The organism is Bradyrhizobium sp. Kon58 (assembly GCF_055807455.1).
Genome location: NZ_JBVVOT010000003.1, coordinates 261,976 through 275,380, shown reverse-complemented (window position 1 = coordinate 275,380; position 13,405 = coordinate 261,976). Strand labels below are relative to the sequence as shown.

At 61.7% G+C, this 13,405-nt stretch carries 14 protein-coding genes and 1 pseudogene; 10 read left to right on the top strand and 5 right to left on the bottom strand.

All coding sequences use genetic code 11. The features are described from left to right. Nucleotides 1-131 precede the first annotated feature (131 nt). From trxB to AC0L20_RS07735, 5 genes are all read left to right on the top strand, one after another. On the top strand, nucleotides 132-1,097 hold the full coding sequence (trxB, locus tag AC0L20_RS07755) for a thioredoxin-disulfide reductase (protein ID WP_354169327.1): 966 nt from the start codon (nucleotides 132-134) through the stop codon (nucleotides 1,095-1,097). Nucleotides 1,098-1,102: 5 nt separating this feature from the next. Beyond that, nucleotides 1,103-2,026: a LysR family transcriptional regulator gene (locus tag AC0L20_RS07750; RefSeq protein WP_007614700.1), complete on the top strand. Its 924-nt coding sequence runs from the start codon at nucleotides 1,103-1,105 to the stop codon at nucleotides 2,024-2,026. Between the two features lie 462 nt (nucleotides 2,027-2,488). Further along, the gene (locus AC0L20_RS07745; RefSeq protein WP_473288056.1) at nucleotides 2,489-3,397 is read left to right on the top strand and encodes a 4-hydroxy-tetrahydrodipicolinate synthase family protein; all 909 of its coding nucleotides are present in this window, start codon (nucleotides 2,489-2,491) and stop codon (nucleotides 3,395-3,397) included. 158 nt (nucleotides 3,398-3,555) lie between these two features. Then, nucleotides 3,556-3,822, top strand: coding sequence for a hypothetical protein (locus AC0L20_RS07740; RefSeq protein ID WP_473288055.1), 267 nt, complete (start codon nucleotides 3,556-3,558; stop codon nucleotides 3,820-3,822). Between the two features lie 132 nt (nucleotides 3,823-3,954). Further along, nucleotides 3,955-4,101 (top strand): hypothetical protein, encoded by a 147-nt coding sequence (locus tag AC0L20_RS07735; protein ID WP_473288207.1) that lies wholly within the window; start codon nucleotides 3,955-3,957, stop codon nucleotides 4,099-4,101. Nucleotides 4,102-4,178: 77 nt separating this feature from the next. Here AC0L20_RS07735 and AC0L20_RS07730 read toward each other — a convergent pair whose 3' ends face one another. Then, nucleotides 4,179-4,856, bottom strand: coding sequence for a ParA family protein (locus tag AC0L20_RS07730; RefSeq protein ID WP_007596685.1), 678 nt, complete (start codon nucleotides 4,854-4,856; stop codon nucleotides 4,179-4,181). 448 nt (nucleotides 4,857-5,304) lie between these two features. Continuing rightward, nucleotides 5,305-5,667, bottom strand: coding sequence for a hypothetical protein (locus tag AC0L20_RS07725; protein WP_473288054.1), 363 nt, complete (start codon nucleotides 5,665-5,667; stop codon nucleotides 5,305-5,307). Between the two features lie 322 nt (nucleotides 5,668-5,989). On the opposite strand from AC0L20_RS07725, the gene AC0L20_RS07720 reads away from it, so the two are divergent. The 3 genes from AC0L20_RS07720 to AC0L20_RS07710 are packed head-to-tail and all read left to right on the top strand — an operon-like array spanning nucleotide 5,990 to nucleotide 9,027. Continuing rightward, on the top strand, nucleotides 5,990-7,156 hold the full coding sequence (locus AC0L20_RS07720; protein WP_473288053.1) for a CaiB/BaiF CoA transferase family protein: 1,167 nt from the start codon (nucleotides 5,990-5,992) through the stop codon (nucleotides 7,154-7,156). A gap of 2 nt (nucleotides 7,157-7,158) precedes the next feature. Next, nucleotides 7,159-8,082 (top strand): HpcH/HpaI aldolase/citrate lyase family protein, encoded by a 924-nt coding sequence (locus tag AC0L20_RS07715; protein WP_473288052.1) that lies wholly within the window; start codon nucleotides 7,159-7,161, stop codon nucleotides 8,080-8,082. Nucleotides 8,083-8,088: 6 nt separating this feature from the next. Beyond that, a complete protein-coding gene (locus AC0L20_RS07710) occupies nucleotides 8,089-9,027 on the top strand; it encodes an AEC family transporter (RefSeq protein ID WP_473288051.1) in 939 nt (312 codons plus the stop codon). Nucleotides 9,028-9,267: 240 nt separating this feature from the next. Here AC0L20_RS07710 and AC0L20_RS07705 read toward each other — a convergent pair whose 3' ends face one another. From AC0L20_RS07705 to tenA, 3 genes and pseudogenes are all read right to left on the bottom strand, one after another. Then, nucleotides 9,268-9,543 (bottom strand): antitoxin Xre/MbcA/ParS toxin-binding domain-containing protein, encoded by a 276-nt coding sequence (locus AC0L20_RS07705; RefSeq protein ID WP_473288050.1) that lies wholly within the window; start codon nucleotides 9,541-9,543, stop codon nucleotides 9,268-9,270. An 84-nt stretch (nucleotides 9,544-9,627) separates the two neighbouring features. Next, nucleotides 9,628-10,431 carry a hypothetical protein gene (locus AC0L20_RS07700; protein ID WP_473288049.1) on the bottom strand — a complete coding sequence of 268 codons (804 nt, stop codon included), beginning with the start codon at nucleotides 10,429-10,431 and terminating at the stop codon, nucleotides 9,628-9,630. Nucleotides 10,432-10,525: 94 nt separating this feature from the next. Further along, a pseudogene (tenA, locus tag AC0L20_RS07695) lies at nucleotides 10,526-11,198 on the bottom strand (thiaminase II). A gap of 234 nt (nucleotides 11,199-11,432) precedes the next feature. Between tenA and AC0L20_RS07690 the strand changes: the two are divergent. Together AC0L20_RS07690 and AC0L20_RS07685 are read left to right on the top strand one after the other, a co-directional pair. Continuing rightward, the gene (locus tag AC0L20_RS07690; protein ID WP_473288048.1) at nucleotides 11,433-12,164 is read left to right on the top strand and encodes a hypothetical protein; all 732 of its coding nucleotides are present in this window, start codon (nucleotides 11,433-11,435) and stop codon (nucleotides 12,162-12,164) included. 622 nt (nucleotides 12,165-12,786) lie between these two features. Continuing rightward, nucleotides 12,787-13,401, top strand: coding sequence for a hypothetical protein (locus tag AC0L20_RS07685; protein WP_473288047.1), 615 nt, complete (start codon nucleotides 12,787-12,789; stop codon nucleotides 13,399-13,401). The last annotated feature ends 4 nt before the right edge of the window (nucleotides 13,402-13,405 follow it).

Genomic DNA, 13,405 nt, shown 5'->3' with positions numbered 1-13,405 from the left:
CGACAGGGAATGCAATTCTTGCATAGCTCACCAGAAGGCTTAGATTACCTCTGATATTTCAGCGCCTCCGCGAGGCCTCCCGGCACGTTCCGCGCCCGCGCTGCAGTCCCCCGTGAAAGGCATCTGTCGAAATGTCCGCCGCTGTCCATGCAAAGGTCGTCATCATCGGCTCCGGCCCCGCCGGCTACACGGCGGCGATCTACGCCGCGCGCGCGATGCTCGAGCCGATCCTGATCCAGGGCATCCAGGCGGGCGGCCAGCTCACCATCACCACCGACGTCGAGAACTATCCTGGTTTCGCCGACGTGATCCAAGGCCCCTGGCTTATGGAGCAGATGGAGAAGCAGGCGCTGCATGTGGGCACCCAGATCAAGACCGATCTGGTGACCAAGCTCGACACCTCGCAGCGACCCTTTCGCCTGACCTGCGATAGCGGTGACGTCTATCTCGCCGACACTGTCATCCTCGCCACCGGCGCCCAGGCGCGCTGGCTCGGGCTGCCGTCCGAAGCGAAATTCCAGGGCGGCGGCGTCTCGGCCTGTGCCACCTGTGATGGCTTCTTCTACCGCAACAAGGACGTCGTGGTGGTCGGCGGCGGCAATACCGCGGTCGAGGAAGCGCTGTACCTCACCAACCATGCCTCGCAGGTCACCATCGTGCATCGTCGCGATCACTTCCGCGCCGAACGCATCCTGCAGGAGCGTCTGTTCAAGCACCCGAAGATCAAGGTGGTCTGGGACTCAGCCGTCGACGAAATCTGCGGCACCGAGAACCCGAACAAGGTCACCCATGTGCGGCTGAAGAACGTCAAGACCGGCGCCTTGACCGATGTGCCGACCGACGGCGTCTTCGTCGCCATCGGGCACGCCCCGGCGACCGAACTCGTGGCGGGACAGATCAAGCTGAAACCGTCGGGCTATGTCGAGGTCGCCCCGAACTCGACCGCCACCTCGGTCCCCGGACTGTTCGCCGCCGGCGACGTCGCCGACGAGACCTATCGTCAAGCGGTGACGGCGGCCGGCCTCGGCTGCATGGCAGCGCTCGAGGCGGAACGATTTTTGGCCCTGCGCGCCAGCGAGCGCGCGGCAGCGGAATAGACATCATGGCAAGAACACGCGACGGATTTACGGATATGGACTGGGACAAGCTGAAGGTGTTTCACGCCGCGGCGGAAGCGGGCAGCTTCACGCACGCGGGCGAGCAGCTCGGCCTGTCGCAATCGGCGGTGTCACGCCAGGTCTCGGCACTGGAGCAGGAGCTCTCGGTCTCGCTGTTCCACCGCCACGCCCGTGGCCTGATCCTCACCGAACAGGGCGACCTCTTGTTCCGCACCGCTCATGACGTGTTCATGCAGCTGCAGGCGGCGCGCGCGAAACTGACCGACAGCCGCGAGCGGCCGAGCGGCGATCTCAAGATCACCACCACGCCCGGCGTCGGCATCAACTGGCTGATCCCCCGGCTCGGCGAATTCACCGCGCTCTATCCGGAAATCCGGATCTCGCTGATCGTCACCGACGAGGAGCTTGACCTGTCGATGCGCGAGGCGGACGTCGCGATCCGCACCCGCAAGCCGACGCAGCCGGATCTCATCCAGCGCAAGCTGTTCGCGATGGGCTTCCACGCTTATTGCTCGCCCGATTACATCAAGCGCTTCGGCACGCCGCGCACGCTGGAGGAGCTCGACTCCCACCGCATCATCACGCTCTCCGACGGCAACTTCGCGCCGCATCTCCAGAACCGCAACTGGCTGGTCGAAGCGGGGCGCAACGGCTCGGGTCCGCGCGAAGCCTATTTCAGGGTCAACAACATTCTCGGCCTCGTCCGCGCCTGTCAGCAGGGCCTCGGCATCGCGGCGCTGCCGGACTATCTGATCGAAGAGCAGAGCCGCCTCGTGCAGCTGTTCGGCGAATCGGATTCGATCCAGCTCGATACGTATTTTGTTTATCCGGAAGAGCTGAAGACGGTCGCGCGCGTGCAAGTGTTCCGCGACTTCGTGGTGAGCAAGGCGCAGCGCTGGCCGTCCTGATTTCCGCATGTCTGACATGCGGCTTGGACGCTTGATGCATGGCGCGAAGCTAGCCCATAATCTCTACATGCTGAGCCTTCGCGTTGCGCATTTGTCCCCCTCCTCCAGTGGCGCGGGAGTTCAGTAATCCCTCTTGGAAGGTGATTGTGTCGGCCTCACGTGGCCAATACCTTAAGCCGGGCTCGATCGAGCCCGGCTTTTTTTTGACGGATTCGGCCTTCGCCCTCCACGTGTGTTGACAGTTCCATGCTTACCCCGCATCATTTGCGAATGATCACGAAGTCGTGCGCAATCTCCTCGCAGGCAGTCGCCTCGAAAAAAGGCCCCCATCTGGGGACCTCGGATTTTTGCGCGCGCTAACAGCCTTCGTCATCGCGAGCCGAAACTTCGAAAACCCCGCCGCCTGGACGGGGTTTTTTCATGTGCCCTCGTCTCAGGTTTTTCCCGAGAAGGAGATGGAACATGACCGGACTACAGGAACATTTGCACGGGCTCTGGCTGCCGCTGGTGACGCCGTTTCGCGACGGCGCTCTCGACGAGAGGTCGCTGCGCCGGCTGACACGGCATTACAGCGGACCGGCCGTCGACGGCTTCATCCTGGGGGCGACCTCCGGTGAAGGCATGACGCTGCGCGACGCCGAGCTCGAACGCCTCGTCGCCATCGTGCGCGACGAGCTGGCCACCGGCCACAGCAAGATTCCGATCTGCCTCGGACTTTCAGGCGCGGACACTTCGCGGCTGAAGGAGCGTCTCGACGCGACCGCGGACTGGCCGATCGACGGTTATCTGATCGCGAGCCCGTATTATGTGCGGCCGTCGCAGCGCGGGTTGCTGGCGCATTTCGAGGCGCTCGCCGATCACGCCGCCTGGCCACTCGCGCTCTACAACATTCCCTATCGCACCTCGGTCAACATCAGCAACCAGACGCTGCTGCGGCTTGCCGGGCATCCGAACATCATCGGCCTGAAGGATTGCGGTGCGAGCCGCGAGCAATCCATCGCGCTGCTGCGCGATAGGCCTTCGGACTTTCGCGTGCTGACCGGCGAGGATGCGAATTATTTCGAGGCGCTCAGCGACGGCGCTGACGGCGGCATCGTGCTGTCAGCTCATCTCGAGACCGCGACGTTTGCGGCTGTTCATGCCGAGCTGAAGCGCGGCAACCATGATGCGGCGCTGGCGCGCTGGCAGGAGGTCGCGGACCTGACGCGCCTGTTGTTCACCGAGCCCAGTCCCGCGCCGGCAAAATACTGGCTGTGGCGCACGGGTCTGATCGACAGCCCCGAAGTGCGCCTGCCGATGGTCGAGATCGGCAGCGAACTCGCCGTCCAGCTCGACCGCGAGATCGAGCGACGCATGCAAGTCGCGGCGTAGCTGTTCTTTCGCCTCTCCCCGCTTGCGGGGAGAGGCCGATGCGCGAAGCGCGGCGGGTGAGGGGGAGTCTCCGCGGGTCCGACTCTCAATGTGCTTGTGGAGATAGCCCCTCACCCCCACCCTCTCCCCGTAAGAACGGGGAGAGGGAGTGAGAGAGCGTGCCCGTGGTTAACCGCGCCCCAACGGCCTTCGCTGCTGCCGCATGGGGCATCCACGGCTCGTTTACGCAATCGCGCCTATCGTCTTCATTCAAAGTCTTTTCAAATGGGGGAATGATCATGGGGCAGCGCATCCGCCCAACGGCGGCAGACATGTTCGCGTCCGCTGATTTCTTGCGGGGAATTGTGGTGGTGTCGTCGTTCGGCTTCTGGGCGGTGATGCTCGGCCTGATGCCGGTGCTGGTGTTTCGGGTCTGGCTGGCGTGATGGAAGCGCGCGGCCGGATGGTTAATCCGTGGTAGCAGCTGTGTTCAAAAGCGCGCTAAACTGCGACCCGGAATTTTAAAATATCTCACGTAGCGTTCATGCCCATAAAGCGAAGAAATCGCGGGGGCGTTTGTGAATAGTCATAACGAGATGGCGTCGCATTACGACGCTGGAGAGCAGGGCTTCACCACCGAGGACATTCTCTGGGCCGCCGGCATCTGGTCGGTGATCCTCACTCTGTCGCCGGTGATCGTGTTCTACATGCTGATGGTCGCCTAGCGGCAAGTCATCTTCCCAAAAACGCAAAACGCGCGGAGGTCCGCGCGTTTTTCGTCCGGGGAATGATTTATGAAAAATTACGCCGCCTGCTTGTGCATTGCGCCGGAAGCCGACGCCGTGCCGCGAATAGCCTTCACCGAACGTTCGATCGCCGCCCACAGCCTTGCGATCTCCTGAGCCGCACGACTCTCGGCCTGATATTCCCGCGCGCCTTCGCCGTGGCTCAACGCCATCAGCAGATCCGAACGGTTGGTGATCTGGCCGCCCCACACCGGAGCACGGAACTTCGCCAGCGCCTCGCGGGCGATGGTGACGATCGGGCTTTCGGACTCGTCGCGGCGCGCCGGCGCACCGTTGAGCACGACCGCGTAGGGCTTGCGCGCCGCACGGCACATCTGGATGGTTTCCTGCACCGCGTTGACGTCGAACACGCCGGGGCGGGCGGGAATCACCACCATGGTGGCATTGCGGATGGCGTCGTCGACGACGGCCGACAGGTTCGGCGGCGTGTCGATCAACACCCATTCATAACCGTCGCGCTTGGCAGCGGAGACGATGCCGCTGACCGAGTTCACCGCGGACTTGATCGGCGGCTCGTTGGTGCCACGCAGCTTGTGCCACAGCGTGAGCGAGCCTTGCGGATCCGCATCGACGAGCAGGATCGGCTTGGTCGCCTTGATCTGCGCGGCGAGATGCGCGGCCAGCGTACTCTTGCCTGAGCCACCTTTACGCGATGCAAAAACAATAACGTTCATACCTCTGCCTCCAGATTGACCCCAGGCGGCGAAAATGAATCACCGCGGTGATTCGGGAAAGAAAAATTTATCATAAGTTATGCTGGCGCCATGAAATAACAAAGCGCGTTGGCTTTTGAGTCACACTGCTGCGTGCGACGACGGCTTCACGCCGGCAATCGTGCATTTATTGAGCAGTCCGGCGGGAAAAAATGGGATGCAACCTCGCCGCGCAATCCGTTTCGCGACTCGTTTCCATCCCCACATGATCGCAATTGTCGCAAGCGTCCGCACGCGGAGGCGAACAAAAGGAGTCCGGTGGCTGGTGCGGGGCTGATGCCTGGGTCAGTTTGACTCAAGGGGCGAGCGAACGAGGAGCCGGACACGCAAATGCCCGGGACGTCAAACGCACTGCGCGCTGTGGCCGCGGGCATGATCGAGTTTCAAAAAGGGAACGCGGTGCCCGCGCTCAGCCTTCGCTGGCTTTCTTCTTCTTGGCCGGCTTGGTGCTCTTCTTCGCCGTCCGGGCCGAGTTCTTGGGCGCGATGCTGGTCGGCTTGCCGGCGCGGGGCGCCGCCGCCATGCCCGGCTCCGGTCCCGGCCGGAAGAAGGCCCGGCACTGCGGCGAGAGCTGCGACTTCTTCTGGATCATGCAGGCGGTGATGGCGTCGACGTTCGGAACGAACTCGCCGCACAGCCGCATCGCATCGGGGGTGCAGGCCTGCTGCTCCTCCTGGGAGTAGGCAAAGCCTTCACCCGGGTGGATCAGGACGGCCAGGGCCATCCCCATGATCGCAGCAGCGAAAGATTTCTTGAAACGGAACGCCGGCATCGATCCCCCAAATGTCGAGTCGGAGACGATAGTGGGTGAACGGGCGTTCGTTGGCAACCGAGGGGAGATGCGAAAGCCGGGACGTGTGCGGTCTCGGCAACAGGGCCCCCCTAAAACAAAAAACGCGAAAACAACCCCATGCACAGTAGCCAAGTCCATGTACCGATTGAACTTTGCCGATCGCGATTTGCGGATTTTACGAAATGAAGTTTGACTCGTCGGGCAAAACAGGAGCATGATGCCATCATCACAGAACGTGCGTGGGGCGGTCGGCTTGTCTCCTGCGCTGGTCGAAAGCGTGAGCGGGAGCGGAGACGATTGCATGGAGCGAAGTGAGGCGGAGCTGCCGCTGTCGGGCGTGACGGTGGTCTCGCTCGAGCAGGCGATCGCGGCTCCTCTGGCCAGCCGGCATCTTGCGGACTGGGGTGCGCGCGTCATCAAGATCGAGCGGCCGGGGGATGGCGATTTCTGCCGCGACTACGATCACGTGATGAACGGGATGTCGAGCCAGTTCGTCTGGACCAACCGGTCGAAGGAGAGCCTCGCCATCGACATCAAAAGCCCCGAAGGCCAGAAGGTGCTCGAGGCCCTGCTGCCGCAGGCCGACGTCTTCATCCAGAACCTGGCGCCGGGCGCGGCGGAGCGGCTGGGCCTCGATGCCGCATCGCTGCTGCGGAAATATCCCCGGATCATCGCCTGCGACGTATCGGGCTATGGCGCGGGCGGTCCCTACAGCAACAAGAAGGCCTACGATCTCCTGGTGCAGTGCGAGGCCGGCGTCCTCGCCATCAACGGCACCGAGGCCGAGCCCGCCAAGGTCGGACTGTCCGTTGTCGATATCGCCACCGGCATGTACATCCTCAACGGCGTGCTGATGGCGCTGTATCGCCGCGAGCGCACCGGCAAGGGCACCGCCTTCCAGGCCTCGCTGTTCGATTCCATCACGGACTGGATGAGCTATCCCGCCTTCTACACGCAGAGTACGGGCCGGCCGCTGCCGCGCACCGGGGCAAGGCATGCAACGATAGCGCCGTATGGCCCTTTCCGGGTCGGCGACGGCAACACGATCTTCTTCGGCATCCAGAACGACCGGGAATGGCGATCGCTGTGCGCCATCGTGCTTGGCGACGCCGCCTTTGCCGACCACGCCCGCTTCCGCACCAACCCGCTGCGCATGCAGAACAGGGACGATCTGCAGGTCCATATCGAGCAGCGTTTTGCCGCGATGAGCAGCGACGAGGTGCTGCGGCTGCTCGACGAGGCCTCGATCGCCAACGCGCATCTGAATTCGGTCGAGGCTTTCCTGGAGCACGAGCAACTCCGCGCCCGCTCCCGGGTGCAAACGGTGGGGTCTCCGAGCGGACCGGTGATGAGCTTCCTGCCGGCTCTCACCATTCCGGGCCTGTCGCCCCGAATGGATCCGGTGCCTGACGTCGGGCAGCACAACCAATCCATCCTCAGCGAGCTCGGTCTCGCAAAGGAGACCTGACGATGGCGCCTCAGCGGCCGACGCGGGTCTATCTGGCCGTTCCCGCGCATCGCTCCCGTCTCGTCGCCAAGGCCGCGGCGTCGGCCGCAGATGCGGTGTTCATGGACCTCGAGGACGCGGTGCCGCCGTCCGAGAAGAGCGTGGCGCTGGAGGAGGCTGCGCGGGCGTTGTCCGCGCTGGATTGGGGCAACAAGGTCGTCGCCGTCAGGATCAACGCGGTCGACAGCCCCTTCATCGCGCAGGAAATCCGCAAGCTCGCTGCGCTGCCCCGGCTGGATTCGCTGATCGTGCCGAAGGCGGAGCGCCCGAGCGACATCGCCGCCATTGCCGATCAGTTGCGCGCGGCCGCGGCCGGTCGCACTTCCCCTGTTGCGCTCGAACTGCTGATCGAGACCGCGCTGGGCCTCGTCAATGTCGACGCGCTCGCCGCCGCGCACGACAGCGTCGCCGCCCTTCATCTCGGTGTCGGCGATTTCGCGGCGTCGATCGGCGCCCGCTCCTCGGAAATCGGCGCGTCGCCGGACGGCTACCGCCACGTCGGCTCCGCCGAGAGCGGCTATGCCTCCGCCCCGCTCGATTTGTTCGCCTATCCGATGATGCGCCTGCTGGTGGCCGCGCGCGCCTTCGGCCTGCGCGCCATCGACGGTCCGTGCGGCGCGTTCCGCGATGCCAGGCTGACCGAAAGCAGCGCGCTCAAGGCGGCTGCGATGGGTTTTGACGGCAAGCAGGTGATCCATCCCGACCAGATCGAACCGACGCTGCGAGCCTTCGTCCCGTCCGACACTGAGCTCGCGCACGCGCGGCGGGTGGTCGAGGCCATGGAGCAGGCCGAGGCGCAGGGTCAGGGCGCGGTGACGCTCGACGGCAAGATGATCGACTACGCCAATGTGCGCATGGCGCGCAGGATCATCGAGATGGGATCGTAGCGGCGCATGTCTACAGTGCTGATCGTCGCGCCGGTGTTTGCGCTGATCGCGGCCGGTTATGCCGCGGTGCTGTTTCGCTTCGTCTCCGAGACCGCGCACAAGGGCATCGGCGAGTTCGCCTTCAGCATCGCGATTCCCGCGCTGCTGTTCCGCACCATCGTCGTGTCGGAATTTTCCGGTGTCAGCCCGTGGCGGATGTGGGGCGCCTATTACGGCGCGCTCGCGCTGACCTGGATCGCGGCGCTGGCGCTGTCGGCGCTGCTGCGGCAACGGCGCGAGGACCGCGAGGACGGCGTCGTTTTCGCGATTGGCTCGGTCTACGGCAACATCGTGATGCTCGGCATTCCCCTCACGCTCTCGGCGCTGGGCAACGAGGCGGCGGGACCGATGGCGCTGATCCTGTCGGTGAACACGCCGCTGCTGTGGCTCTGCGGCACGCTGCAGATGGAGCTGGTCGACCGCAAGCAGACCGCGTCAGCCGCGTCGCTGATCGTGCCGGTGCTGCTGGATCTCGCCCGCAACCCGATCATGCTGGCGATCGGCTTCGGCCTCGTCTGGCGCCTCACCGGCCTCGGCCTGCATCCCGTCGTCGACCGGACCGTCGAGCTGCTGGCGCAGGCGGGCTCGCCGGCGGCGCTGATCGCGCTCGGGATCAATTTGTTTCGGTTTGAGGTCAAGGGCGAGAAGCTCGGCATCCTCGCGATGAGCGCGCTAAAACTGCTGGTGTTGCCGGCCGCCGCCTTCGTGCTGGCAAGACTGTTCGACCTGCCGCCGCTCGCGGCCGGCGTCGTCGTGCTGTTCGCGGCCATGCCGACCGGCGCGAATGCGTACATCTTCGCGGTTCAGTATCAGCGGCTGGTGAACCCGGTGTCGGGCGCGGTGGCGCTGGGCACGCTGCTGGCGGCGGTGACGTTGCCGGTGGTGGTGATGATCGTGGCGGGGTGAGGTAGGGAGCACGTTCTCGCCCCGGGCGAAACACAGGAAAATGGCTGCTTTTGCAGGTTTCAAAAGGCTACGGTCGGTGGCGTATACTCATACGTATCCGCCAAAAGGGGTTTTGGATACGTATAAAGATACGATGATCGGACAGTCCGCGGCGCAGACCGCGTGACGGCCGAGATGATGCCAGTGACTTCCGACCGCGGCGTCCGAAAGATCGTCGAAATCTGGCCATCCGCCAAATCCTTACGCGAAGATGCCGTGATCGATCCGGTGCAACATCTCCTCGACCACCCGCGCGCCCGCCTCCGTCGCGAGGTAAGCCAGCGGTGTTTCACCGCGAAGCAGCCTCTTGCGCTTGCGCAGCCAGCGGTGCGCCTTCGCCGCATCGCCGAACACGTTTGCGGCGAGATGATCGACTCGCGCCAGCCGCACGGCTTTGTCAGCCTCTTCGACCATCAACGGCTCGCCTTCCGATAGCCATCCCAGCCAATTGGCAGAAAAGCATATCTGTAGGTCCATTCAAGCAAAGTCCGACAGATTGAGAATGTGCTGACGCGGGGAGTTTGGTGCACCGTAATACCACTTCAAATTGGAATCCGCCTTCTAGGCTTGCTGAGGACCCCCAAACGACGCGGCGACAACGTCGAACAGCTCAATGTAAGCGCGGATTCCAAGAACATGATCGCTGGGAGTTGCACACGCTGAGTATAACCAGCTTCCGTAAATGAGACGCTCGAACGGAGAATTTCCTGTCATCTCAAAGGCAAATTCCGGATCATCTTCGTGGAAAATCTTGAATATCAAAGGTGATCCGATACGTTGAGGATCGCCCCCAAGATCAAGGCTAACCTCGAAGACAGCATGGCAATCCAGTTTTTTTTGCCAACGATTGCGGCGATGTGCAAAACCAAGCGTAGTACAGAACTCACCAACAAAAGGAATAATGCCCCGCTTCTTTCCGGTCCATCCTGTCGTTTGGATTCGCAGGCGCTCACCCTCACGCTTCTGTAGCTCTCTTATGAAGGCCATCTCACCATCCCGAAATTCCGCATCAGAATTATTTCTCTTCATGTATTCGAAGAGGCACTTTACAAGCGGCGGGTTCCGGTATGGAAGTTCGACAAAATCTCTGGCAGCAAAAAGTCCGTCCAAAAAGGCAGATCGATATTTCGGTTCAATACTGAATATACGCGAGTCCGAATTAACCTTTCCCGCCGATTGCACCGCTTCTAGTGCGACTTCATCCCAATATCGATGGAGCAGATTAGTCTGATGTCCTCCACAAAATTCGATCATCCTGTCCTGCCGCGCCCTCGGGATTGAAAAGCCGCGCGCCTCAAAGGCAAGCTGGGTTGAAACCCGGCCCGGCCAGCTTGCCAGCACTTCCAGAATGGGATGATCGTCCATTTAGTAAACCTCATCGAAACGCAAAGCGACCAGGTGCCCCCAGAAACATGAAACCAATTGACCTTGGTTTTGGGTTGCTAGACTGCCGAAAGGGCTATTGAACACGCTGGCCCTCGCGCCAGGCCATCTCCCAGAAGTCCGCCTCGAGCCGTGGCTTCCTTGAAGATCACGATCAGCTCCGCCTCGCGCGCCGGCGTGGCGTAGAGATCGGCGAGATGCTCCATGTGCGCCCGCGCTTTGGCGGCGACCTCCTGGTACGGCGCGCCGGCGTATTCGGCGATCCAGACGCGGTAGGCGTTCGTCGCAGCGTCCGCGAGGGGGAGCGAGGCGAGCCGCGTTGCGATCTCCGCGTACCCGATCACGCAGGGGGCAAGCGCCACCTTGAGTGCCAGCAGGTCGCCGCGCATTCCCGCGTCGAGCACGTAGCGAGTATAGGCCAGCATCTCGGCCGCCGGAGGGGCCTGTTCAAGATCGGTCGGCGATAGACCCCAATCGGCACAGAGCTTCACATGCAGGTTCATCTCGACATCAAGGATGGCCGAAAGGCCGGCTGCTGCTTCACGCATGTCGGCGAGCTTGGGCGACTTGTAGACCGCGAGCGCGTAGGCGCGAGCAAACTCGATGAGGAACAAATAGTCCTGAACGAGGTAGTGACGAAACGCCGCTTCGGGAAGCGAGCCGTCCGCCAGTCCGTTCGTGAAGCGATGCTCGGTGTAAGCCCGCCACTCGACGGATGCTGCTGTCTTGAGACGCTCGAAGAAACTCACGATATTTTCGCCTGGCTTGCTTGTCCATAAACGTCTTTGGCAAGCTACCGATAGCGCATTGCGAACTGGGGAGCTACGGTGACGGCGGACAAACTGGCTTTGAGCAGCGTTGCGGATGGGGCACTCCCCGCGTCGGGAGTTTTGTGCACAGTCACCGTAATTCCGAAAGCGATTTAGGTCGACCAAATTTAGGAGTATGTATCTAAGTCATAGACCTCGGGCCACGAAGGTGACATGAGCGGCAACACATCAGACCTCAACCCGGTTCGCGGGTGGCATCCAGGCTTTTTCCGGAAGATCGTGCTCGCGACAACTAACAAGTTGTCAGAGCACGGAATCCCGATTCCGGATGCCGGCTTTTATGAAGCGGTCGCGGAGCGTGGTGAAGAAGTCATTGTTGACGCCATTGCCGAAGCAATTGCTGCAAGCCGCAATGATACCGGTACTGTGATCGCAAATATTCAAGCTGCGCGAGGGCTGCTTGAGAGATTCGGAGATGATCTTTTTCTCGCAACCGAAGAAGCGGATGACCCGCTTCTTGCTCGGCTTGCCGCGTACCTCGTGTTGGAAGGAACCGACGGGTATAACGAAATCCGCTATCAGTGTGCTTGGGGGGCACAAAGTAGCCCCGACTGGGGCACGTTATGGGGCGTCAAACAGAGGATTCGGGATTTCACACCAGCTTTCGTGCTGAAGGTCTGCATGAAGGGTGATTTCAGATGGCTGGGAGTTGAGTGCCATGCACCTAACCGCGCGCTGCCCGAGGACCTTCACACCCGAGTCCGAGCCCGAACAATGGTTGTCTCTGGTATTCCTGTCCTCGCCTTCTCGCCGACCGAAGTCGAGACAGGCGCGTCCGCTTGTGTTGAGGAGATCGGTTACGCAACATCGATTCTCGCACAGGAGCTGCTTGCGATGCACGAGATTGAACCGCAACCGCGGCGGGATTTTCGTCCGCGCAACTAGCCCGTAGGATGAGTGGAGCCTTTGCAATCCCATCTAATCTATTTCGTCGCAGCGTCACACAGTAACAGCGACACCGCCGCAACTTCGTTCCGGGTACATCCTACTTCACCTTCAATCTAGCGGAACGGAAGCAGCCGTTGCTCACGCATTATGACGGGCTCACGGACCGGGCGGCCAAGAAGAGATGGGTTTCGCAAGAGCTCAACTACGAGCTACGAGCACTGGCAGCGCACTTGATCGCTCGCTCATTTTCGGAGAGGCCTAGGGCCGGCTCCGCTACGAGCACATCGAGCACAACTTAGCACCATTCAGCACATCAGCACATCGAGTACAGGGCCGCCCTCCTTAAGGCGCTGTGCTCGCTACATTTTTTTGCCCAAACGCGATCGATCTGACAAAACTCGGTAGGATGAGTTACGCTGGTTCATGAAAATTCGATGGCATGAAGTGCAATTGACTGCAACTCGATCGCGATAAGTAAATATCTAAGTCATTGATTTTATTGAACTTTGCTTTAAATTCCATTTTTAAGCATCGGGATCCAAACTCGATGCCGAGGGAACCTCACCTAGGAGCCGGTCTCCACCCCGGCCCCGCCCCCTCTTTAGGAAGGACGTCTTCTATGGCAGTCGCGCCCACAGTCGCCGCAGGCAAGGCGATCGTCGCAAAGCAGCTTGCCCAGCGCGAAGCGTTGTGGCCGGGAGCAGACGCGTGGCTCTGGCATCGCAAGGCCAACAAAGGCTTTGCCACCATCCCGAAGACTATGCCTCTGATCCTTCGGATCATGGATGACCTGAGTAACGGAAAGCCGCTCTCTTCGACGTATCTCGCCCTCTGGTGCGACACGTGGGACAACTCGATGGTCAATCTGTCGAAGCACCAGGAGATGGCTCATGCCGCCGGGTTCACTGGTCAGCGTGCCGTCTACACATGGCGAACGCGAATGCTTCTGCTCAAGGAGCTGTTCTTCATTGACATCAAACCCGGCAAGTCGGGCGACATCAGCCATGTGCTGATTTGGAATCCGCACCACATCATTCGGATGCATCAGCAAAGAAAAACGCCAGGTCTCACTGAAGCGGCATTCAACGCCCTGCTTGAGAGAGCCCTGGACATCGGCGCCAAGGATATTGTGGAGCCCTTTCCCGTCGTGACCACGCCACCTCCGCAGCCAGCGTCGACTGAAGCACCTTCCGTTGAGACGGCTTCGACCGACGCGAAACAACCGACTACCTGAGCCC